The sequence below is a fragment of the Galbibacter sp. BG1 genome (genome assembly GCF_013391805.1).
In the GTDB taxonomy this organism is placed as follows: domain Bacteria; phylum Bacteroidota; class Bacteroidia; order Flavobacteriales; family Flavobacteriaceae; genus Galbibacter.
Genome location: NZ_CP058364.1, coordinates 3,078,109 through 3,103,420, shown reverse-complemented (window position 1 = coordinate 3,103,420; position 25,312 = coordinate 3,078,109). Strand labels below are relative to the sequence as shown.

The 25,312-nt window shown below is 37.9% G+C and carries 21 protein-coding genes; 13 read left to right on the top strand and 8 right to left on the bottom strand.

The genetic code is table 11. The annotated features are described in order from the left end of the window. Positions 1 to 237: 237 nt before the first annotated feature. Positions 238 to 2,505 (top strand): TonB-dependent receptor domain-containing protein, encoded by a 2,268-nt coding sequence (locus tag HX109_RS13420; protein WP_178952829.1) that lies wholly within the window; start codon positions 238 to 240, stop codon positions 2,503 to 2,505. A 3-nt stretch (positions 2,506 to 2,508) separates the two neighbouring features. Further along, on the top strand, positions 2,509 to 2,862 hold the full coding sequence (locus HX109_RS13415) for a heavy-metal-associated domain-containing protein (protein WP_178952827.1): 354 nt from the start codon (positions 2,509 to 2,511) through the stop codon (positions 2,860 to 2,862). A 7-nt stretch (positions 2,863 to 2,869) separates the two neighbouring features. Here HX109_RS13415 and HX109_RS13410 read toward each other — a convergent pair whose 3' ends face one another. From HX109_RS13410 to HX109_RS13400, 3 genes are read right to left on the bottom strand one after another with little or no spacing between them, the layout of a single operon-like run. Next, the gene (locus HX109_RS13410; RefSeq protein WP_178952825.1) at positions 2,870 to 3,211 is read right to left on the bottom strand and encodes a hypothetical protein; all 342 of its coding nucleotides are present in this window, start codon (positions 3,209 to 3,211) and stop codon (positions 2,870 to 2,872) included. A gap of 3 nt (positions 3,212 to 3,214) precedes the next feature. Continuing rightward, on the bottom strand, positions 3,215 to 4,603 hold the full coding sequence (locus tag HX109_RS13405) for a tyrosinase family protein (RefSeq protein ID WP_178952823.1): 1,389 nt from the start codon (positions 4,601 to 4,603) through the stop codon (positions 3,215 to 3,217). A 3-nt stretch (positions 4,604 to 4,606) separates the two neighbouring features. Beyond that, entirely contained in the window at positions 4,607 to 6,697 is a 2,091-nt protein-coding gene (locus HX109_RS13400; RefSeq protein WP_178952821.1) for a fibronectin type III domain-containing protein, read from the bottom strand. 535 nt (positions 6,698 to 7,232) lie between these two features. On the opposite strand from HX109_RS13400, the gene HX109_RS13395 reads away from it, so the two are divergent. The 6 genes from HX109_RS13395 (at position 7,233) to HX109_RS13370 (ending at position 12,775) form a co-directional block, all read left to right on the top strand. Then, a complete protein-coding gene (locus tag HX109_RS13395) occupies positions 7,233 to 7,838 on the top strand; it encodes a sugar transferase (RefSeq protein WP_178952820.1) in 606 nt (201 codons plus the stop codon). A gap of 2 nt (positions 7,839 to 7,840) precedes the next feature. Further along, positions 7,841 to 8,506 carry a NeuD/PglB/VioB family sugar acetyltransferase gene (locus HX109_RS13390; RefSeq protein WP_178952818.1) on the top strand — a complete coding sequence of 222 codons (666 nt, stop codon included), beginning with the start codon at positions 7,841 to 7,843 and terminating at the stop codon, positions 8,504 to 8,506. Further along, positions 8,496 to 10,088: an FAD/NAD(P)-binding protein gene (locus tag HX109_RS13385; RefSeq protein WP_178952806.1), complete on the top strand. Its 1,593-nt coding sequence runs from the start codon at positions 8,496 to 8,498 to the stop codon at positions 10,086 to 10,088. The genes HX109_RS13390 and HX109_RS13385 overlap by 11 nt, the downstream gene beginning before the upstream one ends. Before the next feature lie 75 nt (positions 10,089 to 10,163). Then, the gene (locus tag HX109_RS13380) at positions 10,164 to 11,087 is read left to right on the top strand and encodes a ketopantoate reductase family protein (protein WP_178952804.1); all 924 of its coding nucleotides are present in this window, start codon (positions 10,164 to 10,166) and stop codon (positions 11,085 to 11,087) included. A 196-nt stretch (positions 11,088 to 11,283) separates the two neighbouring features. Then, entirely contained in the window at positions 11,284 to 11,946 is a 663-nt protein-coding gene (locus tag HX109_RS13375) for an ABC transporter ATP-binding protein (protein ID WP_178952802.1), read from the top strand. A gap of 64 nt (positions 11,947 to 12,010) precedes the next feature. Beyond that, on the top strand, positions 12,011 to 12,775 hold the full coding sequence (locus HX109_RS13370; RefSeq protein WP_178952800.1) for a TIGR02757 family protein: 765 nt from the start codon (positions 12,011 to 12,013) through the stop codon (positions 12,773 to 12,775). On the opposite strand, the gene HX109_RS13365 is transcribed toward HX109_RS13370, so the two are convergent. Further along, the gene (locus HX109_RS13365; protein ID WP_178952799.1) at positions 12,772 to 14,595 is read right to left on the bottom strand and encodes a cytochrome-c peroxidase; all 1,824 of its coding nucleotides are present in this window, start codon (positions 14,593 to 14,595) and stop codon (positions 12,772 to 12,774) included. The two genes, HX109_RS13370 and HX109_RS13365, sit on opposite strands and share 4 nt — an antisense overlap. 155 nt (positions 14,596 to 14,750) lie before the next feature. Continuing rightward, the gene (locus tag HX109_RS13360; protein ID WP_178952797.1) at positions 14,751 to 16,301 is read right to left on the bottom strand and encodes a hypothetical protein; all 1,551 of its coding nucleotides are present in this window, start codon (positions 16,299 to 16,301) and stop codon (positions 14,751 to 14,753) included. Positions 16,302 to 16,516: 215 nt separating this feature from the next. Here HX109_RS13360 and HX109_RS13355 point away from each other — a divergent pair, with 215 nt between their 5' ends. The 5 genes from HX109_RS13355 (at position 16,517) to HX109_RS13335 (ending at position 22,423) form a co-directional block, all read left to right on the top strand. After that, entirely contained in the window at positions 16,517 to 18,001 is a 1,485-nt protein-coding gene (locus tag HX109_RS13355; RefSeq protein ID WP_410504063.1) for a S10 family peptidase, read from the top strand. A gap of 243 nt (positions 18,002 to 18,244) precedes the next feature. Further along, a complete protein-coding gene (locus tag HX109_RS13350; protein ID WP_178952792.1) occupies positions 18,245 to 20,161 on the top strand; it encodes a BatA domain-containing protein in 1,917 nt (638 codons plus the stop codon). Beyond that, positions 20,158 to 21,417 (top strand): dihydroorotase, encoded by a 1,260-nt coding sequence (locus HX109_RS13345; RefSeq protein WP_178952790.1) that lies wholly within the window; start codon positions 20,158 to 20,160, stop codon positions 21,415 to 21,417. Before HX109_RS13350 ends, HX109_RS13345 begins: the two co-directional genes overlap by 4 nt. Beyond that, complete coding sequence (locus HX109_RS13340; RefSeq protein WP_178952788.1) at positions 21,417 to 21,746, top strand: hypothetical protein; 330 nt, start codon at positions 21,417 to 21,419, stop codon at positions 21,744 to 21,746. Before HX109_RS13345 ends, HX109_RS13340 begins: the two co-directional genes overlap by 1 nt. Positions 21,747 to 21,763: 17 nt before the next feature. After that, entirely contained in the window at positions 21,764 to 22,423 is a 660-nt protein-coding gene (locus HX109_RS13335) for an alpha/beta hydrolase (protein ID WP_178952786.1), read from the top strand. Between the two features lie 41 nt (positions 22,424 to 22,464). Here HX109_RS13335 and HX109_RS13330 read toward each other — a convergent pair whose 3' ends face one another. From HX109_RS13330 to lpdA, 3 genes are all read right to left on the bottom strand, one after another. Continuing rightward, complete coding sequence (locus HX109_RS13330; RefSeq protein WP_178952783.1) at positions 22,465 to 23,106, bottom strand: protein-L-isoaspartate(D-aspartate) O-methyltransferase; 642 nt, start codon at positions 23,104 to 23,106, stop codon at positions 22,465 to 22,467. 35 nt (positions 23,107 to 23,141) lie between these two features. Then, on the bottom strand, positions 23,142 to 23,591 hold the full coding sequence (locus HX109_RS13325; RefSeq protein ID WP_178952781.1) for a lipocalin family protein: 450 nt from the start codon (positions 23,589 to 23,591) through the stop codon (positions 23,142 to 23,144). Between the two features lie 210 nt (positions 23,592 to 23,801). Further along, positions 23,802 to 25,202: a dihydrolipoyl dehydrogenase gene (gene lpdA / locus HX109_RS13320; RefSeq protein ID WP_178952779.1), complete on the bottom strand. Its 1,401-nt coding sequence runs from the start codon at positions 25,200 to 25,202 to the stop codon at positions 23,802 to 23,804. Between the last annotated feature and the right edge of the window lie 110 nt (positions 25,203 to 25,312).

Below are 25,312 nucleotides of genomic sequence, written 5' to 3'. Positions count from 1 at the left end.
TGCACAAAATATATGATGTTGGGGGCTTCATCAAACCAGCAAATATGCTGCACATCCTTGTTAAGAAGAACTTCATCTAAAAGTAATTTAAAATAGAGCCAGAATTTCTAATTTTCTATAAATGGTAAAGATTTTCTATGAAATACAGCTTAAACAATACTTTGAAAATCATTACGAAAAACCGTAAAAATTTCAATTTTATTAATTAATCGTGTTACTATTAAGATGTTGAGTACAATGGATCATAGAACTTTAAAGTTTTTAATAGCTGTTCTATGTTGTAACTTATTTTTGCTGAATAAGTGTTTTTCTCAATTAAAAATTAAAGGAAATGTAACTGCTTACAATCAACAGCAAACCCTTTCCCCCTTAAGTGGTGCATCTATTTTTTGGCTTAACGACACCCCAAATACTATTAGTGATAGTGATGGCGATTTCAGTATTCCGTACAGTAAAACTTCCAAACAAATTGTAATCGCCTATGAAGGTTTTCGTAGCGATACCATTTTTGTAAACCGTCCAGATTTGGGGAAAATTGTACTTTTTCCAGAAATTACGTTGGATGAAGTTATTTTAGAAGAAAGAGTAAATCCGCTACAACGCTCCCTTTTCGAAGTTCAAAATGTGGTTACCGTAGACAGTCGCGAAATGCTTAAGGCAGCTTGTTGCAATCTTTCTGAAAGTTTTGAAACCAATCCAGCCGTAGATGTAAACATATCGGATGCCATAACCGGTGCCAAACAAATTCAAATGTTGGGCCTCAACAGTCCGTATCTGCTTTTTACACAGGAAAACATGCCTTCCATTAGGGGAGCCTCCCAAATTTATGGCCTTTCCTTTATACCCGGATCGTGGATTGAAAGTATACAAATTACAAAAGGAACGGGAAGTGTTTTAAACGGATTTGAAAGTATTTCGGGACAAATAAATTCTGAATTGGTAAAGCCTTTTGAAGATAAAGAATGGTTTTCAAATTTCTATGCGAACAACTATGCCCGTTTTGAATTAAATGCCCGCCATTCCATGGAGATTTCTGAAAAATGGGCAACGGGAATTTACCTCCATGCTAATGCCAGAACCGCGAAAGTAGACGAAAATGGTGATAATTTTCTGGATACTCCCCTAGCCCAACAGATAAACCTTATGAACCGGTGGCAATATAACGATGTAGAAAAAGGTTGGGTTGGTTTTTTTAACCTTCACTTTTTAAACGACGATAAACAAACTGGGGAAATAAATTTTGAACCCAATAAAGATAAGTTTACAGAAAATGCTTGGGGAAGTGAAGTCCATACAAATCGGTTGGACATATCTTCCAAAGCAGGATATGTTTTCCCAGACCTGCCCTTCCAAAGTTTGGGTTTACAGGTCTTCTATACCAATCACGATCAAAATTCGTATTACGGTTTTAACGTATACGACATTCAACAACAATCTTTTTACAGCAACGCTATATTCAACAGTATTATCGGGAGCACGCAACATAAATATAAAACCGGGATAAGTTTTACCTACGATGCTTTTCAGGAAAACGTAAATTCGCTTAACTACGACCGTAAAGACAATTCGGTTGGAGCATTTTTCGAATATACCTATAACAACCTTGAAAAACTGAGCCTCGTTGCTGGTATAAGAATAGACAACCACAATAGGTTGCACACCTTTATTACGCCCCGTTTACATTTGCGCTACGCTCTTTGGGATAAGGCTAACATTAGGGCATCGGTTGGAAGAGGAAAAAGAAGTGCCAATATTTTTGCTGAAAACCAACAGCTTTTCTCCAGTTCGAGGCAAATAAATATAGAAAATGATAACGGCCCAACATACGGACTCTCCCCTGAGAAAGCTTGGAATTATGGTCTTAGTTTTTCCCAAAAACTTTATTTGTGGAATAGAAACCTCGTTCTTGCGGCCGATTTTTACCAAACACAATTTACAGATCAAGTAGTGGTAGATTGGGAAAACCCAAGGGAAATCTCCTTTTACAACCTCAACGGTAGGAGTTTTGCAAATAGTTTTCAAATGGATTTGATGTATGAATTAATTCAGAATTTGAGTCTGAGGGCAACTTATAAAAATTATAAGGTAGAAACTGATTACAAAAGCGGACGGCTACAAAAACCCTTACAGCCCGAACATCGGTTTTTTGTGAATTTAAATTACGAAACGGTTAAACAACCGACGGGAAAACAATGGCGTTTTGATGCCACCCTACATTGGCAAGGTTCCCAACGGCTCCCAAATACTTCCCAAAACCCAGAAATTTACCAAGTGCCAAACAATTCGCCCGCTTACAGTGTTATAAATGCCCAGGTAACCTATGCTTTTAATAATTCGTTTGAAATTTACGGGGGTGGTGAAAACATAAATAATTATACGCAACCAAACCCTATCTTAGCAAGTGACGATCCTTTTGGACCTTATTTCGACAGCACCCTGGTGTACGCACCTGTATTGTCTGGGATATATTATATAGGCTTACGATTTAAAATTTTAAAACCATAACAAATGAAAACCAATTTAATCCTTTTGCTGCTCTTAATAAGCATTTCCTTAACGGCACAAGAAAAAAATAAAAAAGAAACTATTGTAGTAAGTGGAAATTGTGCCATGTGCGAAGCCCGAATCGAAAAAGCAGCAGTGCAAACCAAAGGTGTAAAATATGCCTCATGGGATATTCCGTCGCACCAACTTACACTAATTTTGGATGAAAGAAAATGTAGCTTGGAAGAGGTAAAGAAAGCAATTGCCAATGCTGGTCACGATACCGAAAGTTTCAAAGCACCCGACGAAGTTTATAATGCCCTTCCGCCCTGCTGCCTATACCGCGATCCAGAAAGTATAAAAATGGAACATCATTAAAGGTTTATCAATCTGCTTGAAACGTTACCATTATATTTCGATTCTTAACATCGATACTGTCTACGATGTAAGATATATATCCATTTTCCTGCGGAACGGGAACATAGATCCCATAATTCACCCCTTCAGAAAACAACATTAATACGGCTTCCTGGGAAGAAAAACTGGCATTTACTTGATAATACTTTGTTTCTTCAGTCGGTGCAAGCGTTTCTTCGAGGTTCATGGCAAACAATCGAATTTGAGAAAGCGTATGTTTTGACTTGTTTACGACCTTAAACGTTATTCTATCCTGGTCTGAAGCTAAAAAAACAATCAATAAAACGAAGATTACAAACTTTAAAAACATGGTTTAGATTTTAATTACCTTTTTAGCAACCAATGTCTTGCCATTGGCATCTACCACTTTTACCACATAAGTCCCAGATGCCAAGCCATATAAATCATTAATAACAATAGTGTCGGTAAATTCAAAAAACTCTTGCTTAATCAATGCACCAACCAAATTGTAGATTTCTATAACACAATCTTTTTTCTTGCTTAGTTTAATGGTGATTTGAGAATCGAAAGGGTTTGGAAAAGTCTGCATTACCACGGTAGGATCGTCGGGATCTATATCTCCTTCGCTCCACATCCAAACCTGTTCCAGATCTACCTCATCAAACGGATTTTTTTCCCGTGCCACTTTACGCAATGAGTTCTTGGCCAGTAAAGAAGTGGTTTCTGTATCTATAGAGGCCCTAAAGTTCGCTCCACTTTCTGCTAAAAATCCGGGTTTTAAAATAACTTCGGATACGGATTGTAAATGACTCGTAGTATTCTCCGCAGCAATAAAATTGGTGCCTGCTTCAATAGTATACCTGTAATAAAACAACTCTTCCGGATTATATGTATTGCTTACTATATAGTTATCTAAAACAGCTAATCCATTTTCAGCATAAAAAACGCCTAAAGCGCGGCTATCTATAATATCATTTGGGTTTACTACTGGTAAGGTTACCCCATTAAATGTATAAGTACCATCGTACCGTAACATATTGGTACGTATATAGACCGAATTATGGTGTGTTTCCTCCCAATCATGCCAAACCTTATCTACAAAAGTATGGTGCAAATAAAATACGGGATCCCGTGGCGAAGCAGATGTTATCATCGGGCCAAAGACCCAACGGTGGGCGCCTGCATGTGGGCGTTGTCTTTCAAAAAAATCTGAAAACTCAAAAAAATCGGTTTCCGCAGACATGTTTACTATTTCTTGAGCGGTTGGCAAGGTGCCGAAACTGCTTAAATTGCGATTAAGATTCCAATTCGTGTTAAAACTTCCCATAAAATCTTCATCCCATAGTTCAGAATTTACGGACTGATCGGTGGTTGAGTCCCAATACGGTAAGGTTAATTTCGGATTGATATCCTGCATTACCTGCTCCATTTCAAATATAAAACGACGGTGCCAAGCCAGAAATATTTCCTTTTCGGGCTCATCGGGTAAATTGAAATGGATATCCAACCGATTAATATTAATGTTGTCGAAATTAAAGTAATCCATATGGAAATTGGCCATATCGGTAATGCGGTCTGTCCCTCCAGCAGTAGTGCTACGTATGGAATAAAAGGCATTGACCAACTCTGTTTTTTCATAATCGGTCATTTCCTGATAATTCTTACGGATGCTCTGCGCCATGGCCCATTGGGAAAGCATTGTAAATAGCAAAAGATATATAAAAGGATAGAAGCTCTTCATGACCTATTTGTTTGATTTTAATTCCAAGATCTCCAATCGCCGTTGTAATTCTTTAATCTTACAATTTTCTTCCTCGAGTTTCTTAATTTTCTTTTCCTGCTGAATGGTATACAGGGTTAGTTCTTCAATCTTTCTTAAAAGCATGGCGTCCATGTTTCCCAACAAAATACCATCCTTTTCAACGCTATTCGCCCTGGGTATATCAATAAGATGTTTATTTTTTTTAATATGATTTTCCACTTCTTCTAAGGATGGAAGGTTATAGGAATTTTCAAAAACATAATCCGGCCAATTCCCTTGAAGCGCTACACGTACTTCCTCTGCAACAATATTCCCTGCTACGGCCAAACGGTATCCTAGGGTTGTGTTCGTGCCGATTCCCACATTTCCATCTGCAAAAAAATTGTTTGCTTGCCAATCTACCGTATTAAGATTAGCATTTTCACTGGTATAATCTGTAATTCCGCCAGTACCTCCCGATAAAGTGGTTACATTCGCCGCATTGCTCACTGCGGAAGTGTTACCCGCCGCATCTTGGACTACTACAGTAAAGGCATAGGTTGTTTCAGATGTCAATCCGTTTACAGCAAAAGTGGTGGTACCGCCACTTAATCCTATGCTTACCCCATCCTGGAAAACCTCATAATCGGTCACCCCTACATTATCGGTAGCGGCTGTCCAATTTAAGTTTGTAGCGGTTGCTGTGGTTCCGGTAGCTGCTAAATCCGTTACGGCCGAGGGAGCTGCCGTATCGGCACCCGATAAAGTGGTTACATTCGCCGTATTGCTTACTGCGGAAGTATTACCAGCCGTATCTTGGGCTACTACCGTAAAAGCGTAATTCGTAGCTGCAGTCAAGCCGTTTACTGCAAAAGTGGTATTTCCACCTGACAGTCCTATACTAGCGCCATCCTGGAAAACCTCATAATCGGTCACCCCTACATTATCGGTAGCGGCTGTCCAATTTAAGTTTGTGGCGGTTGCTGTGGTTCCGGTAGCTGCTAAATCCGTTACTGCTGTTGGTGCTTCGGTATCTGCTCCCGATAGCGTGGTGACATCCGCCGTATTGCTCACTACGGAAGTATTACCAGCCGCATCTTGGGCAACCACCGTAAAAGCGTAATTCGTAGCTGCAGTCAAGCCGTTTACAGCAAAAGTGTTGGTGCCGCCGCTTAATCCTATGCTCACTCCATCCTGGAAAACCTCATAATCGGTCACCCCAACATTATCGGTAGCGGCTGTCCAATTTAAGTTGGTGGCGGTTGGGGTAGTTCCCGAGGCCGCTAAATCCGTTACTGTCGATGGCGCTTCCGTATCGATACCCGATAAAGTGATGACATTCGCCGTATTGCTCACTGCGGAAGTATTCCCCGCCGCATCTCGGGCTACTACCGTAAAGGCATAGTTGGTTTCTGATGCTAATCCGTTTACTACGAAAGTCGTGGTGCCGCCGCTTAACCCTATGCTCCCTCCATCCTGAAAAACCTCATAATCAGTCACTCCTACATTATCGGTAGCGGCTGTCCAATTCAAGTTTGTAGCGGTTGCTGTGGTTCCTGTAGCTGCTAAATCCGTTACTGCCGATGGCGCTGCCGTATCGTTGGTAGAAATTACAATTCCATCAATGAGTACAGAATCCCCAGAGATACTTCCTCTGTAACTCGGACTCGTATAAATTCTAATAGTGGCGGTATTGGCATTGGCTGTTAAGGTAAAATTATAGGCGGTCCAGTTATTTGTTCCGATATTTGTGGTAGAAAAGCCCGCAAACCCAGACCAATTGGCAAATGCCGGTAAAAAACTTTGATCTCCTCGTTTTGCCCAAATGGTAATATTGTAGGTGGTGCCATTTACCACATTAAAAGTATATTCTGCTGTTCTCCCAGATGCTACCCCAGAAGAAGCAATTAAAATAGAAAACGAACCATTTTGTACGTCGGTAGCTGTGGAAGATAAAACCGCACCCCCACCCCAACCAGTGGTTGCATTGGCTTCGTTGCTTATGGATGCTGCATTGGCATGCGTATGCAAATTTTGGGCATGTACACCCCAAAAACTAAATACGGATAGAATTAATAAATACTGAAGTTTCATTTTTCTTTGGTTGTTAGGTTTGTACCACAAGCAAGTAATTAACCTCGGTGCATGCCAGTGAGGCAGGCAATTGTTGAAGTCGTATAAAAATTACTTAGTGTAAAGCCAAGAAAAATTTGGGGAATATATTTGTCTATAAAATTAATGATAACTGCTTCCGATGATTGGATAAATCCACCAAGAACATGGATTTTCTTTAAAATACACGCTTTCCGATGAAAAACATTATATGTCGCTGAAATACAGATTAATACACTCAATAAAAACATGAAATATAAGTCCTTGTTAAAAAATATAATTTCAGCGACGTTTATTGCTTTTTAAAGAACATTTTTTTTACTGGAAACCGATTCAACTAATTTTAACTAGATTAATAGCCACAGTACATATTTTTAGTAAGAAGTCTAAGGACAGGCCCGTGAGGCATTTGTAGGAAAACTACTTTAGTAACGCGGCAAGCCTTAGATCAATTTACCTGACGGCAGTCAGGTTATAAATCTCGATTATCGAGTAACCATTCTAAAACAAAAAACCAATGTATCAGTTTTTTATAAAACGGTTACTGGATGTTTTAATGGCATTTGGTGGCATAATCATTCTTTCACCCCTACTTTTAATAGTTGGTATTACCCTCATTTTTATAAATAAAGGGAAACCGTTTTTCTTTCAGGATCGCCCTGGTAAAAACGAAAAAATATTCCGACTTATAAAATTTAAGTCCATGACGGACGAAAAAGACGAAAACGGACAATTATTACCGTATCAAGAAAGAATTACACCTTTTGGAGCATTCATTAGAAAGTATTCTTTGGATGAAATCCCACAACTGTTCAATGTTTTAAAGGGAGATATGAGTATTGTAGGGCCCCGGCCGTTGCTTGTAAAATACCTCCCGCTTTACAACGATTTTCAACAACAAAGGCATGCAGTAAAACCTGGAATTACGGGTTGGGCGCAGGTAAATGGCAGAAATGCAATCTCATGGGAACATAAATTTGAATTGGACGTATGGTATGTTCAAAACTTAAGTCTTAAAACGGACGTTCTAATTTTGCTTAAAACAGTACAGAAAGTCCTTGCCAAAGATGGAGTTAACAGTAGTGCTACTTTAAATATGGCAGCTTTTCAAGGAAACAATTAAATATGAAAGAAAATTCAATTATTATAGGTGCCGGCACTCAAGGACAGGTTTACGCTTCTTATTTAAAGGAAGCTGGGGTAAATATCGTTGGTTTTATAGACGACGATCCACAACTTCTGCATCAAGAGGTAATAGGCATTCCTGTATTGGGCAATTACCAAGACTTATTTTCAACTTCCTTTAAAGAGAAAATACAAAACGTGTATTGCCCAATTGGCAACAACCACATTCGGGTTAAATATCTTTCCACTTTAAAAAAAGAAGGCTATTCCATCCCCAGTTTTATTCATAAAACGGTACATATAGCCCCAGACGTCTCCTTGGGGGAAGCCGTTTACATGTTGGTTGGTAATATTGTTATGCCACATACTTCCATTGGCAGTTATATTATGGTAAATATGGACAGTACCATAGCGCACCACGTAACATTGGAGGATGGTGTATTTCTATCTTCTGGGGTTAATATTGGCGCTTGTATACATGTTAAAAGTAAAGCTTATGTAGGGATGGGAGTAACGGCCATGACAGGGATTAAAACCATTGGAGAAGACTGTTTGCTGGGTGCAGGAACAGTAATTATTAAAGATGTGCCAGATTATGCCACCGTGGTAGGAAACCCAGGAAGGGTAATTAAATATAAAGAAGTAAATAATGAATATGCAAACTAAGCTTGATACGGTAGACCTCACATTTATAGGTTCTGGAATCTCTTCTACCTTTACCCTACTCTATCTACTGGAACACATAGAAAAATCTTCTATGGAAACCCCTCTTAAAATCTGTATTGTAAATAAGTATGCTGAATTTTTCACGGGGATCCCTTACGGTTCGCGCTCTGGAAATTCGGTTTTGCTAATTACTTCCCTCAAAAATTTCTTGCCCGAACCTGAAAGAAGCTTGTTTATAGAGTGGCTCCAAAACAATAAGGAATGGCTTATTGATGAGCTTTTGGATGATGGCGGACACCTTTCCCTAAATTGGATTAAAAAACACGCCAAACAAATTGAAAACAACGAATGGGAAGACCTCTTTGTTCCACGAAGTTTCTTCGGAAGGTACCTAACGGAAAAAATAGAAAAACTCATTTCACGCTTACAATCTGCAAACAGAATTGATTTAACCTTTCTTACGGAAGAGGTGTTAGATGTTGAAAAAAGCAAGCAGTTGTTTACCGTTTTCACCAAAAATAAAACTTTACATTCTAAAAAGGTGGTTCTGGCCGTAGGGTCGTTACCTACCAAAACTATTTACATGGAACAGTCCGTTTATCAAAAGAATGACCTTTTGGTAATCAATGATAACTACACCCCAAGTCTTCAGGAGAATCTAAATCTCATAAAAAACTTCAGTAGTAACAGAAAAAAGCAACCAAACAATGTATTGATCATTGGCGCCAACGCGAGTGCCTTGGAATTGCTCTACAAGCTTAACGACGATGTAGAAACTGTGGTGGAACTCGACCACTTTACCTTTCTATCTACCCACGGTATTCTACCCGATGCAGTTGTGGACACTCAAAAACAGGCACAGTTTATTCCGGTTCATCTGAAACAATTAGAAAATAAAGACAATCTCACCGCTAAAGAAATTGCAGCCGCCACTTATAAAGATTTGGATGCTGCCGGAGCTATCTCGCTAGGCGCCGCTTCAACCGTTGGCATCATCTCCAGTGCTTTTGGTGTTTTATTGGCCAAATTAAGTAAAGAAGAGCTTAAAATATTTGCTTGCAAATACGGTAATGAAATTGGCAGAAGACAGCGATGTGCTGGTGAGCATTATACCCAAACCATCAACAAACTGTTGGAAAAAAATAGATTTAACCATATTGCAGGCAGATATCACAGCATCGAAAAGGGAGCTAAAACTAATTCCCATTACCTTAAATATTTCGATACTTCCTCTGGAACATTAAAAACCGCTGATATTCCCTACCATATTGTTATCAACTGTATCGGCAGTAAAACTTTTAACGATAAAGAAATTCCTGTATTGCTAAAAAACCTTATTGACAAAGGACTTTGTACCCCGAATGAATCGCATATTGGCTTACAGGTCAACGATTCTTTGGAAGCTACGGAAAACCTTCATATTGTAGGGCCATTATTGGCCGGTAACATTATTGAAAACAAAGCGGTTTGGCATGTAGAACACTGCGGAAGGATCACCTGGTTATCATCTGTTTTAGCAACAGTTCTTTTTGAAAAATTTAAAACAGAAAAACATCTGAACAACGTAATGGAACGTTCATAATATTTATTTCCGTCGGTAAAAGATCCTTCGGTTTCATCCGCAAATTTGTATTTTTAAGAATATAAATTTTAGGATATGAACATTTTAATATACGGTATTGGCGGTGTAGGCGGGTATTTTGGTGCCAAATTGGCCACCACCGATCACCATGTTAGTTTTGTGGCCCGTGGAGAGCATTTAAAAGCTATACAAAAACAGGGTATTACGGTAAAAAGTTTTCAAGGGGATTTTAACGTAAAACCAGATCTTGCAACCGAAGACCTAAGGGAAATACCAACGCCAGATTTGGTGATTTTTGGTGTAAAAAGTTGGCAACTGCCTAAAGCCGCAGAAGCAATTAAACCTTTTATAAACACAGGCACACTTTTCCTACCATTACAAAACGGTGCCAGCAATCCACAAAAATTGATGCAATTTCTTCCGAAAGATCAAATTTTAAGTGGTTTATGCAATATTATAAGTTTTAAGGAATCCCCAGGAGTCATACGGCACTTTGCGGTAGATCCCACGCTTACTTTTGGCGAACTGGACAATAAGCAAACAAAGCGGATTCTAAACATTCAAGATATCTTTATTGAAGCTGGTATTAATGGTATCCTGGCAAAGGATATCCATCGAGAGGTATGGAAGAAATTTATGTTTATTTGTACTATTAGCGGCATCGGCGGACTCACCCGGGTTCCAATAGGCGAGATTCGAAAAAGCACCTATCTCTATGATATGATGCTGCAAACAGCCTACGAAATTTTAAAAATAGCGCAAACCAAGAAAATCGACTTGAATGAAGAAGATGTTAAAAACGTTTTCGAAATTATCGATCATCAAGATCCAAAAAGCACCGCATCTACGCAAAGGGATATTATGGAAGGAAAACCTTCAGAACTAGAAAACTTTAATGGCTATATTGTGCAAGAAGGTAAAAAACTCGGGGTGGCGACCCCAATTAATGAGATGATCTACGAGTGTTTATTACCCATGGAACAAAAAGCGAGAAGCTAATTTCTTTTTAATATTTAAATCCTGCTTACAGAAACTTTCGTTTTAAATACCGAATCGATAACTTAGCAGCTTTGCATCTAAGTAAAACAAAGTCGGACTATATTTACGCAAGGTTATTTAATTTACTTAATGCAAATAATCTTTAATTTTTATACATCCCGCATAAAATTTTTCGGGAATACATATTTATTTTCATATGATTGAAGCTAAGAATATTCATAAAACATTTGGTTCTTTAGAGGTGCTTAAGGGGGTTAATGTGTCTATTACCAAAGGGGAAGTTATTTCCATAGTAGGTGCTTCCGGAGCAGGAAAAACCACCTTATTGCAGATTTTAGGAACCTTGGACAAGCCCGATAAAGCTGCCGATCTCGAGCTTTTAATTAACAATAAGGAAGTAAGTAAACTTAAAGATAAAGAGCTGGCCAAATTTAGAAATGAACACATCGGTTTTATCTTTCAGTTTCATCAGTTACTGCCAGAGTTTACCGCTTTGGAAAATGTTTGTATCCCCGCTTTTATTAAAAAAACACCAAAAGCTGAGGCCGAAAAAAGAGCCAAAGAGCTATTGGATTTTTTAGGACTTTCCCATAGAATAGACCATAAACCAAACGAGCTTTCTGGAGGAGAGCAACAAAGGGTTGCCGTTGCCCGTGCATTAATTAACAACCCTTCCATAGTTTTTGCAGATGAGCCCAGCGGAAATTTAGATTCGGAAAGTGCTGATAGATTGCATAATTTATTTTTTGAACTTAGGGATCAATTTGGACAGACCTTTGTTATTGTTACCCACAATGAAGAATTGGCAGATATGGCCGATAGGAAACTCACTATGGTAGATGGTAATATAGTGGTATAATTTAAGGTTGTAATAATATAGTTATCCCAACTATACTTTTGAAAAATATATAACTTCTATTTTTTTGAAAAAATCTGAATTAAAAGAATTTCTAGACCAAAAAGCAGCCTACTACAATAATCCTGACTTTATTGAAACGGACCCTATACAAATACCACATAGATTTACGGCCAAAGAAGATATAGAGATTTCGGGATTTTTGGCAGCTACCATTGCTTGGGGAAACCGAAAAAGTATAATTAACAATGCGCGTAAAATGATGACTCTTATGGATGATTCCCCTTACGATTTTGTTATAAACCATTCCGAAGAAGATCTGCAAAAGCTACTCCCCTTTGTACACCGCACCTTTAATGGATACGACTTTATTCAATTTATAAAAAGCCTTCAGCACCTCTATAAAAACTACGATGGCATGGAACCTATTTTTGCAAAATATGCCAGTAAAGATTCCTTACAACCGGCTATTGCAAAGTTTAAGGAGCTCTTTTTTGAGGTAGAACATTTACCGAGAACGCAAAAACATGTTTCCAATCCGCTTAAAGGCTCTTCAGCCAAAAGGATCAATATGTTTTTACGATGGATGGTACGCCAAGACAACCACGGCGTTGACTTTGGGATATGGAAAAGCATCTCCCCTGCGCTACTATCTTGTCCGCTCGACGTACACTCCGGAAACGTTGCCAGAAAATTAAGCCTGCTCAAAAGAAAGCAAAACGATGCCAAGGCGTTGCAGGAGCTGGACAAAAACCTTAGAAAGCTAGATCCTAAAGATCCTGTTAAATATGATTTTGCTCTGTTTGGCTTGGGGGTTTTTGAGAAATTTTAAAGGCTTGCTTCGTACTCTTCAACAGCTGTATCGGTTAATGTTTTCATAAAAGCCACTAAAGCATCCAGCTCTTTTTTATTTAAATTTAATTCATCAAAAGGCAAGGTTTGATGTGGTAGATCGAATCCCATTCCTCCGCCGCCCCCAAGATTGTAAAACTCCATTACCTGTGGTAAAGAATTGTACACCCCATTGTGCATGTAAGGTGCGGTTAAAGCAACATTCCTAAGTGTTGGCGTTTTAAACATTCCGCGATGTAATTCCTCTTGAAACATCCAATAAAAACCCAGATCATCATCCAATTGTCTATTTGCTGCGGTTTCGGGCACCCCGATCACTTCTTTCTCGGTCTCCGCAAAAAACGGTGGAACGGTTCCATTGGTAAGAGGAATAAAATGACATGTTGCACACAGCCCTTTTCCCATAAAAATATTAAAACCTAATTTTTCCTTTTCTGTAATGGTATGAATCTCTCCACGAATATTTCTATCAAACTTAGAATTAAATCCATTTAAGGATGCCACGTAAGAAGATATTGCTTTAATAATTTCACTGTTTTTGGTGGGAATCTTACCAAAAGCACTTCTAAACATGGAATTGTAAGTGGTATCTTTTAATATTTTATCTGAAAATTGATGAACATTGGAGTTGAATTCTTTTGTGTTACTAAAAACTTCAGAAATCTGATTCATAATTGTAGGTGATCTACCATCCCAGAAAAAACTTCTTTGATACACAGAATTTATAAGTGTTGGAGTATTTCTTTTCAGCGGTTCCCCTTCATTATCCAAATTGACCATTAGGCCATCGGTATATGCTTTTTCCGGAGAGTGACAGGTGGCACAAGACATTTTTCCTGTAGCGGATAAGTTTGGATCGAAAAAAAGTTTCTCTCCCAAGTCGATTTGTTCAGGGGTGGCATTGCGGTTGGTAACAGGCATAAAATAATCTTTGTTAAAAGAATTTTTCTCAAAAAAAGTGGGAGCATCGAAGTTAAACGGTTTGTTGTTTGTACCTTCCCATAGTTTACTGGTTTTACGTATTTCTACCCAATTTCTTGTAATTGGATTCATATAATCCCTTATAAAAGTAAATCTATCAAAGGCCTCGAAGTTGGTATTATTATTTAGATAAGCTACAGCATCAATAATATTCTGTTCGAATTCTTGGTCTAACTCCGTATTTTTTTCCTGTATAATATTTTGAATGCTTAGCTTATAAACATAAAGTAAACTTTCTAAAGAAATAGCGCTTTCTTGAAGTCCTAATTGACTAACTGGAGTATCGAAACCAGAAATACCAAGGCTAACAATACGAAACAATTGCTGATGTGTAGCAATAAAAAATCGTTGGGAATCCAATTTTTTACTCGACACATAATCCTGTAAAACCTTTAGCAATCCCTTGGTTAAAGAAACTTCTTTTTTGTAAACAACTTTAGACGTTCCTCCTTCGAAAATAGATTCTTCAATTTTTTGTAACCCAATTGGGTTTAAGACCCTTTGGGTATCATCGGTAAAAATTGGCAGTGCAGGACCATTTACCCTATGTCCAATTTCAGGATTTAGATAAGCAGCATAAGGTTCTGCTTTCTTAAAGGAAGAGCGTAAAGCGATGAAAATCTCTTTGGCTTCGGGCGTTTCTGCTTCATACTGAGCTAGGGAATCCATCAACCTAATACTTTGGTTTAAATTGGAAAGATAAAATTCCTGTGCAGGTTCAAAATTTCCAAAGGTTTCCATTTCACCCTTTTCCTGTGGTACATTCTTACAAGAAAATATAATCAAAGTTAGTATTAAAAGAAATATTTGATTTTTCATTAGTGCGAGGATATAAATTAAAAGTAAAGAAGCTGTATCACAATAAAGTCCTAAACATTAAATGTCAGCCTGAGCCTATCGAAAGTAGTATTTAAAACAACTACTAAAACATCGATAAGTTCAGGTTGACAGTTTTCTATTATAATCTAAAAGTATTATCTGGGCAATCCGCTTAAAAGAACAATTTGTCCTCCTTGGTTGTCTTCATAAGATTCGTTTATGTGTCCATCTTTACCCTTAAAGTCTTCACTTCTCCAGTAATGAGGTTGAAGATTTAACATAAACGTATTTGGCACTCCCAATTTTTCTGAAACATCGGTAAGTGCACCATATTCACCACTTACACCAGTGCTTCCATTTTCAGCAAGATCTTGACGTACTAAAAATTCTAGCACTACTTGAGTGTTATTCCCATTAAGATCCGATTGATAAATGTAAGCAGAATGACCTCTACTGAAGGAATTTGGATCTTCTTGTGTATAAATGAAGTTATTGGTAACACAAATATTATCCGGACTTTGAAGTAATCCCAAATTTCCGTCCGCATTATTGGTATCGGTATTTCCGCTGATTACTTGTGTCAATTTACCTGATAGTGGGTTGGCTTCATCCAATTGTAATTTATAAACGGTTCCCCAATCGTTGTAAGTGCCTCGACCAGGGCCACGGCCTGTTACGGCAAAATAAACGTTACGGTTGGCTTCGGCAGAGCCTTTTTGATAATCTACATCTTCTACCCTCATAAATGCTGAAGCTTGAACATCTACACATGCGGTTTCCATCTCATCTTTAGTTAGGTCCTTTCCTCCTGTAATTTCAACGAATTCCACATCGTAGGTTTTTTGAAAATCTAAGTTACTCTCGTTATAGATCATTCCCGGAGTTACATCTGTAACTCCACCCGCGCCATCTGATATTTGTTTGAATCGTAATACGTAAATTTTTCCTCCAGTAAGATCGGCGTCACCATTTTCGCTGTAGTATAAGGTTACCTGTCCTTCAGATCCGCTGGAATCGTCATCTCCCCCAATAATAACGGTTTTACCAGAATAAGCTACTTGAGGAAGCGGCACCGCATTTTCCCAAGAGAATTCCCCTAAAGCATCCAGACCAAAATCAGCAGTTGGGGTTGGGTTTGTTACATAGGGATCAATTCCTTTTACATCGTAATTAATACTTTCAGAAGCCGATAGAAATAAATCTGAACTTCCTCCATGAATGGAAGCCTCCCACATGGTTCCTGAACATTGACGGGCAAAATCGGCAACTCCAGAGTTTAACAACCAATCGCCTTCAATCGGATTCATAAACTCATCGAAACGAATTCTGGAAACTGCATAATCGTCTTCAGCATTCGAAAGATAAATATATCCAGAACCATTTGGATCTTTTAAAAGTCCGGCTCCATCCTGTGCACCAACCAACTGAAATCCATTAGATAGGGTGTCAGAGGAACTTAACAAGGAATAAGCCTTTACATAATTAAACTGCGGCTGTACGGCCACTAAAGGATCTAAATTAGACTTGTTTTCAAAAATGGTAAGCTCAGCTGTAAGATCTTCACCATCTTTACCATCAGCTCCATTTTGACCGTCAATACCATCACGACCATCCAGTCCATCCATTCCATCTTCTGGATCACACCCAATAGTGAACGCTCCTAAGAGAGAAAGAAATAAAATACGAAGGGTTAATTTTTTCAACATTTTAATTTTTTTAAGTTAATAAGTTATTGAAGCTCAAAATTATCCAATGAGATTCTGAAGATTATTATCTTAAAAATGTCAATACTTTAATTAATTGTAATATGAATGTTACTAAGTAAACTTAAGTTCAATAATTAGAATGATTATAAGGAAGGCCAAAATCAGTTTTATAGTATTGTTGAATTAAGTACCTTTATCTTCTTAAATTATTTATGATGAAATATATCTTTATTGCTGTATTTTTTATGGCATTTACCACTGTCTTTTCTCAAAAAAGGGAAATACCAACAGATACTATTGTTACCACTTCACATCAAGTAAGTATTAACGGTAAAAAAGTGGCCTATAAAACCAATACGGGAACCTTACCGGTTTGGGACGAAAAGGGAAATGTAATTGCCTCACTTTTTCACACCTATTATTACCGTACAGATATTGAAAATGATGCCAATAGACCTCTTTTAATATCATTTAATGGAGGCCCCGGATCTGCTTCAGTATGGATGCATTTGGCATATACGGGCCCAAAAATATTAAATATCGATGAAGAAGGCTACCCGGTTCAACCCTATGGCGTTAAAGACAATCCAAATTCCATATTAGACGTAGCCGATATTGTTTATGTAAATCCAGTGAACACTGGATACTCTGCCATGGTACCTGATAAGGAAGGTAAGTATCCCGATAAGGAAAAATTCTTTGGGATTAATGCAGATATTAAATATTTAGCAGATTGGATTACTACTTTTGTCACCAGAAACAATCGCTGGCGTTCCCCAAAATACATTATTGGTGAGAGTTACGGTGGCACCCGTGTTGCCGGTTTATCGTTGGCTTTACAAGATAGGGAATGGATGTACCTTAATGGTGTTATTATGGTTTCACCGGCAGATTATAAAGTCTTGCGCGTTGGCGGCCCTGTAGCCTCGGCTTTAAACCTACCTTATTACACCGCTGCCGCATGGCACCAAAAAGCATTGGGAAGCAATTTACAGCAAAAAGATTTGTTGGAAGTACTCCCAGAAGTAGAAGCGTATACCATAAACGAGCTTATTCCCGCACTCGCGAAAGGAAGTATGATTACGGATTCGGAAAGATCTCAAGTTGCTTCTGAAATGGCAAAATATTCAGGACTTTCAGAAAAATCCATTTTACAGCACAATCTAGATGTTCCTACCTCCTTTTTCTGGAAAGAACTATTGCGCGACCGAGGATACACAGTTGGAAGGTTAGATTCCCGCTACTTGGGAATTGATAAGATGGATGCTGGTACACGCCCAGACTACAATGCAGAACTTACTTCATGGCTTCACTCGTTTACACCAGCTATTAATTACTACCTACAGGAAGAATTAAAATTTAAAACCGATGTTCCTTACCAAATGTTTGGGGATGTGCACCCTTGGGACCTTGAAAATGACAATACACGTGAAGATTTAAGGCAGGCCATGGCAGAAAACCCTTATTTAAACGTGCTGTACCAAGCCGGTTATTACGATGGGGCGACCACCTATTTCAATACCAAATACAGCATGTGGCAATTGGATCCTTCTGGAAAAATGAAAGATCGTTTACAATTTAAAGGGTACCGAAGCGGACATATGATGTACCTTAGAAAGGAAGATTTAAAAACGGCCAACGAAGATATTCGGGCGTTTATCCTTTCTACTTCCAATCAGGGGAAATCCGCCAAGTATTAATAAACAAATAACACATTTTCGTTTTCCAAAGTGGGTTTAATTTTGTGGTTAGTAAACAACCTCAGTACATTCACAGGAGGTATAATAGGATGAAGAAACTATAAATATTTCGACGAATGCACCGGAACATTGTAAAATCTCATTTAGTGAGTAAAGTTAGAGGTACGCCAAATCGTTATTTAAAACTTTTATTTCAACAGTTCTTTAATGTATCTTTGGAAAACGTATTTATAAAAATTGGGAATGCAGTTTAAACATCCGGAAATTCTTTGGGCTCTTTTTTTATTGATCATTCCTGTTCTCATTCATTTATTCCAACTTCGAAAGTTTCAAAAAGAAGCTTTTACCAATGTGGCTTTTCTAAAGAAAATAAGCCTGCAAACCAGAAAAAGTTCGCAGTTAAAAAAATGGTTGGTATTGTGCACACGAATGTTGGCTTTCGCGGCAATCATTCTAGCTTTTGCCCAACCTTATCTATCCAATAGGAATATAAAAACAACTTCGGAAGAAAAAGTAATCTATTTGGATAATTCCTTTAGTATGCAGCTTCAGGGCTCCCAAGGGGAATTGCTTCCACGCGCTGTAAACCAATTAATTGAAAATATATCCCCTTCAGAGACTTTTTCGCTGTTTACCAACACGAGCGAATATAAGAATGTTGGTATAAATGATATTAAAAACGAACTTTTGGCACTGCCCTACTCGTCTTCTCAACTATCATTAAACGAAATTACACTTAAAGGAAGTAACTACTTTATAAATGAAAATTCCGTAAAAAATTTATTGGTTGTTTCCGATTTTCAAGAACGAAAGCCAATAAAGGATTCCCTAAAAACGTTCGCTTTAAATCTGGTTCAGATGCAGCCCAAGGTTAAAAACAATACTGCTATAGATAGTATTTTTTTAGTTGATAGGGATTTAGAAAATTATACATGCCAAGTTTATTTATCCACAAATTTCAATATTGAAAGTACTCCCGTTTCCCTTTTCGATGGCGACAGATTAATCGCTAAAACAGCGGCAAATTTCAATAAAGGCACCGCTTATGTAGATTTTACCATTCCAATAACAAACCAAACCATTAAAGGAAAAATCATCATTGAAGACAACGGATTGCAATACGATAATGAGTTATATTTTTCGCTGAACAAACCTTCAAAAATTAATGTGCTCGCCATAAACGAAGCCGATGACCGCTTTTTAAAACGAATTTTTACCGACGATGAATTCAATTACCAATCGGTGACATCGTCTTCAATAGATTTCAATCAGCTTTCCCAACAAAATCTCATTGTTCTTAACGAACTGTCAACCATTTCCAATGCGCTTATCAAAGCAATTGTTTCCTCAGTACAAAATGGAGGGAAGATCAGCGTTATTCCTTCCGAAGAGATAGATATAACCAGCTATAACAATTTATTGAGCTCGGTAGCCAATATGAAACTGAATGACTTGGTAACGGAAGAGCTTCAAATTACCCAAATAGCTTACGATCACCCTTTATTCAAAGAAGTTTTTGAAGAAAAAGTGAGCAATTTTCAATTTCCAAAAACCACCTCTTTTTATAAGGTTAGTGGCAGCTTTGGGAGTCCCATTTTATATGCAAATAATGCTCCTTTTCTAGCGGAAGGGAATGGCCTATACCTTTTCACATCACCATTAAACGAGAACATCACCAATTTTAAAAATGCACCGCTCATCGTACCCACATTTTACAATAGTGGAAAAGAAAGTTTGGCATTGCCTAATTTGTATTATACCATTGGAAATTCCAACGCTTTTGATGTAGATGCATCTTTGGCGAATGATGAAATACTAACTATAAGCAATACCGAAAACTCTTTTATCCCGCTGCAGCAAAGCTTTAACAACAAAGTAAGGATTACGGTTACAGATCAACCATCGCAGGCCGGAACTTACTCCATCTTACATGAAAAGGATTCTTTAGTTACCGTGAGCTTTAATTACAATCGACAAGAAAGCAAGCTAAATTATCTTGACATTTCAAGCATGAAAGAGGCCAATAAATCTTTTTCCCTGGAAGAAACCTTTAAAAATATAAAAAGTAAAAACAATGTCGATGAGCTTTGGAAATGGTTTGTTATTTTTGCATTGGTATTATTATGTATCGAACTGCTCATCTTAAAATATTTTAAATGAATATCCTTGTAAAGTCGGCTAAAATAATAGCTCCAAAAAGCAACTATCACCAGCAAACAAAAGACATTCTTATTGAAAATGGAGTTATTTCCAAAATTGGGGATACCATTACCAATAATGAGGATTATGAATTGGTAGAGCTTGAAAATCTCCATGTATCCCAAGGATGGTTTGATAGCAGTGTAAGTTTAGGAGAGCCTGGTTTCGAAGAAAGGGAAACTATTGAAAACGGACTCCAAACGGCTGGACTCAGCGGTTTTACTGGAATTGCTGTAAATCCCAACGCAAACCCAATAGCAGATACTAATGCAGATATTAGTTTTTTAAAAGCTAAGGCGCAAGGAAAAACCACGAACCTCTACCCTATTGGGGCACTTACGGTGCGGAGTGAAAGTGTGGACCTTGCCGAGCTTTACGACATGAAAAATGCAGGGGCAATTGCCTTTGGAGATTATCAAAAGCCCGTAAGCAATCCTAACCTTCTTAAAATAGCCTTGCAATATTCCCAAAACTTTAATGGTTTGGTACTTTCTTACCCGCAAGAAAATAAAATTGCTGGAAAAGGAATTGTTAACGAAGAAGCTACAGCAACCAAGTTAGGGCTAAAAGGGATTCCTGCCCTAGCGGAAGAATTACAAATTGCACGGGATCTATTTATTTTGGAATATGCCGGTGGAAAATTACATATCCCAACCATTTCTACGGAAAAATCGGTGGCACTGATTAGAGAAGCCAAAGCCAAAGGTTTGGACGTTAGCTGCAGTGTAGCTATACATAATCTATTTTTAACAGATGAAAAGCTAGTAGAATTCGATACCAATTATAAATTACTACCACCTCTTCGTACCGAGAAAGATACCAACGCCTTACTACAAGGATTAAACGAAGGTACCATAGACTTTGTAACAAGCGACCACAATCCCATCGATGTAGAACAGAAAAAAGTAGAATTCGATCACGCCATGTACGGTAGTATCGGACTCGAAAGTGCATTTGGAGCATTAAATAAATTGGTTCCCATGGAAAAATCCATTGAAATGTTAACCGCTGGAAAATCTAGGTTTGGAATCGCTTCAGAAGAAATTGAAGTTGGAAACAGCGCCAATTTAAGTCTGTTTAACCCGGACTTGAAGTATGCTTTTTCAGTAAAAAATATAACATCAACATCTAAAAACAGTGCCTTTTTGGGAGAAGAGTTGAAAGGAAAAGCTTATGGGGTTATTGCTAATAATCAACTATTAATAAAAGATTACTAATGGAAATAAAACCAGAACGCGACGGAAAAACCAATGCCATCATTGCTTATTTTACCATCTTTGGTACGCTTATCGCCTATATCCTAAATATGGACAAGCAAAATCAGTTTGCTAGTTTCCACATACGTCAAGCACTTGGTCTCAACCTATTGTTTGTGATTTTTGGATATGTTGTAGGGTATTTCGATTCTTGGTTGATTACTTTTCCTTTTTATATTTCTATCTCTATTTTGTGGATCTATGGTTTTATAACCATGTTACAAGAAAAATATACAGAAGTACCGCTGGTAGGAAGCTATTTCCAAAAGTGGTTTACTTTTATTAAATAATAAATACAATTTACGTTTTGCAGACAAAAACCCTCTCCCTTTATCATATTTTAAGAGCTCCAAAAAAAGAAATAAAAAATGCGCCCGTACTATTCATGTTTCATGGATATGGGAGCAATGAAGACGATTTGTTTTCTTTTGCTTCAGAATTACCTGACGAGCTATGCATTATTTCCGTGCGGGCACCTTACGATTTAATGCCTTACGGACACGCTTGGTATGCCATTCATTTCGATGCTGAAGACGGGAAATGGAGTGATGATGAGCAGGCGATTCAATCTAGGGAAGCGATTGCCAATTTTATCGATGAGGCGATTGATTCTTACAGCTTAGATAAAAATAACGTAACGCTTCTAGGGTTTAGTCAAGGTTCTATTTTAAGTTATGCGGTGGCTCTTTCCTATCCAGAAAAAGTAAAAAATGTTATTGCTTTAAGCGGATATGTAAATAGGGATATAATAAAAGACGGTTATCAAAATAAAGATCTATCGAAACTTAAATTCTACTGCTCCCACGGTTCTGTAGACCAAGTAATCCCGGTGGAATGGGCCCGCAAGACAAAACCTTTTCTGGAATCTCTAAATATCGAACATGTATATGAAGAGTTTCCGGTGGGACATGGTGTGGCTCCACAAAATTTCTATTCTTTCCACAAATGGCTTAAAGATAGAATTTAATAGTTTAGTCCGAGTTTCTTTTTTTTTGATGAGATTAAACCCTAATTTTTATCCTCGAGCAAAGGCACAAAGCGAAATTCCCCAAATTCATATTTTTCAAATTCCTTTTGGCTCTTTCGGGTAAAAAGTGTCATTGTTTGCACTTCATCGCCTACTGGAATAACCAACTTTCCCCCTACTTTTAATTGCGACATTAAAGGTTTCGGCACGAAAGGAGCTCCAGCGGTTACAATAATCCCATCAAAAGGAGCTTCGGCCGGTAAACCTTTATAACCGTCTCCGAAGATGATTCTTTTTGGTTTGTACCCAAGTTTGGGTAAAAATAAATTGGCCTTTTTAAATAATTCCTTTTGCCTTTCGATGGTATACACCACCGCACCCAACTCTAGGAGCATCGCAGTTTGATAGCCGCTCCCAGTACCTATTTCCAAAATTTTGTCGCCACGTTTAATTTCCAACAACTCCGTTTGAAAGGCAACAGTGTAGGGTTGAGAGATCGTTTGGCTTGCACCTATTGGAAATGCTTTATCTTGATACGCATGATCCTCGAAGCTACTATCCATAAAAAGATGTCTTGGGATTTTCTTGACAGCGGCAATAACCCTTTTGTCTGAAATTCCTTTTTCCTGAACGGTTTCAGCCAACTTTTTGCGCATTCCTTGGTGTCTATAGGTATCTTTCAAGTGTAGGTAATTTTTAACAGTGTAAAATTACAAACCTATTCTTTAAAATAAACGATTTCTTTGGTAGAGTTATTCACATTCATAAGCGCCATTGCCTGTAAATCTTCAGAAAAAAGAGCATAATATTTTCCACTCAAAACCCCTGTCTGGTTGATTTTAAAGCTCGGTTTAAAAGTATAGACACTGTCTGAAACCACCGTCCATTCCCCACTGTTTACACCCCTACTTATGCAATTTTGCTCGTCACGCTCAAAATACTCCACATTAAAGGTTCCATCGCTTTGAAAACTATAGGTAAGTTTTCCTTCACAACCGTCCATTAATGCAGGAATGGGAGATTCAGGAAAGTCGGGGTCAAACGTGTATTCGGAATCCAAAATCCAATCCCCTAAAATGGCATTCCCAGCATAATCAACGATCTCATCATCATTATTACTGCAGCCAATTATGATAAATAAAACAAAGATAAAGCAACTATTTCTCATCTGTTTTTTTGTGGTAATATTATGAAATAATTCCATTGAAATAACAAACGGACTAAAAAATAAAAGCTGCTTAAAACGTTGTTTTTCAAATAACTAAAAATGTATTTTTTAAATAATCTATTCTTGATTCTTGCTAAAAAATATAAAAAAATAAAACCCCAAAGTTATTTATTAACTTTGGGGTTTTGTGACATTTTAAACTTTCCGCGGTTATACGTGCAATGCGCGATCTTCTGTAGCAGCCAGTGCAGCTTCTTTTACCGCTTCGGCATATGTTGGGTGTGCATGACTCATTCGTGAAATATCTTCGGCACTAGCCCTAAATTCCATAGCGGTAACCGCTTCAGAGATTAAATCGGCTGTACGGGCACCTATCATATGAACTCCAAGAACTTCATCGGTTTCGGCATCTGCCAATATCTTTACAAATCCGTCTATATCCATACTGGCACGAGCTCTACCCAACGCTCGCATTGGAAACTGTCCTGACTTATATTTTACACCAGCCTCTTTTAATTGCTCTTCTGTTTTACCAACGGCAGCAACTTCCGGCCAAGTATATACAACACCCGGAATCAAGTTATAATCTATATGTGGTTTTTGTCCAGCTAAACTTTCAGCAACCAAAACACCTTCTTCTTCGGCCTTATGTGCCAACATGGCTCCTTTTACAACGTCTCCTATCGCATAAATATTGGAAACATTGGTTTGTAAATGGTCATTAACTTCAACCTGACCTTTATCGTTAAGCTTAACACCTGCTTTATCAGCATTTAAACCGTCTGTATAAGGACGACGACCTACAGAAACCAAACAATAATCGCCTTCAAAGGAAACCTCTTTACCCTTTTTATCGTCAGCCTTAATGGTTACTTGGTCCCCTTTTCTAGAAACTTCTTTCACCTTATGGGAAGTGTAAAACTTAATCCCTTTTTTCTTGAGTACTTTTTGTAACTCCTTCGACAAACTCCCATCCATGGTAGGGATAATTCTATCCATATATTCCACTACAGAAACTTCTGCACCCAATCTTCGATAAACCTGTCCTAACTCAAGGCCGATAACCCCACCACCGATAATAATTAGGTGTTTTGGGATCTCTTTTAATTTTAAGGCTTCCGTAGAAGTAATAACTCTTTCCTTATCGACGTCTATAAATGGTAAGGTAGAAGGTTTAGAACCAGTAGCAATGATGGTATGCTTAGCTTCTATCTCTTTTTTTTTATCTCCATCGATTATAATATGAGTGGCATCTTTAAAGCTTCCAACCCCATGATAAACGTCAATTTTATTTTTATCCATGAGGTAATCGATCCCTTTCGTAGTTTGATCAACCACGCCTTGTTTGCGGGCAATCATTTTCTCAAGATTTACCTTCACATCCCCGGGAATTTCTATCCCATGCTCTTCGAAGTGGTTTATGGCGTCTTCGTAATGGTGAGAAGAATCCAATAGAGCCTTAGAAGGGATACAACCTACATTTAAGCAAGTTCCGCCAAGGGTATTATATTTTTCAATTATAGCAGTTTTCATACCCAATTGTGCACAACGTATTGCTGCAACATAACCTCCGGGTCCTGAGCCTATAACGGCCACATCGTATGAATTCATAGTAAATTTTTAGTGTAACTCTTATTTTATCGGTTAACAAAAATACAAATGTTTTGCGGGAAGGCAACTATCTATGTTTTTAAAAATAATAAGCTTTAAAAACGTTAAAG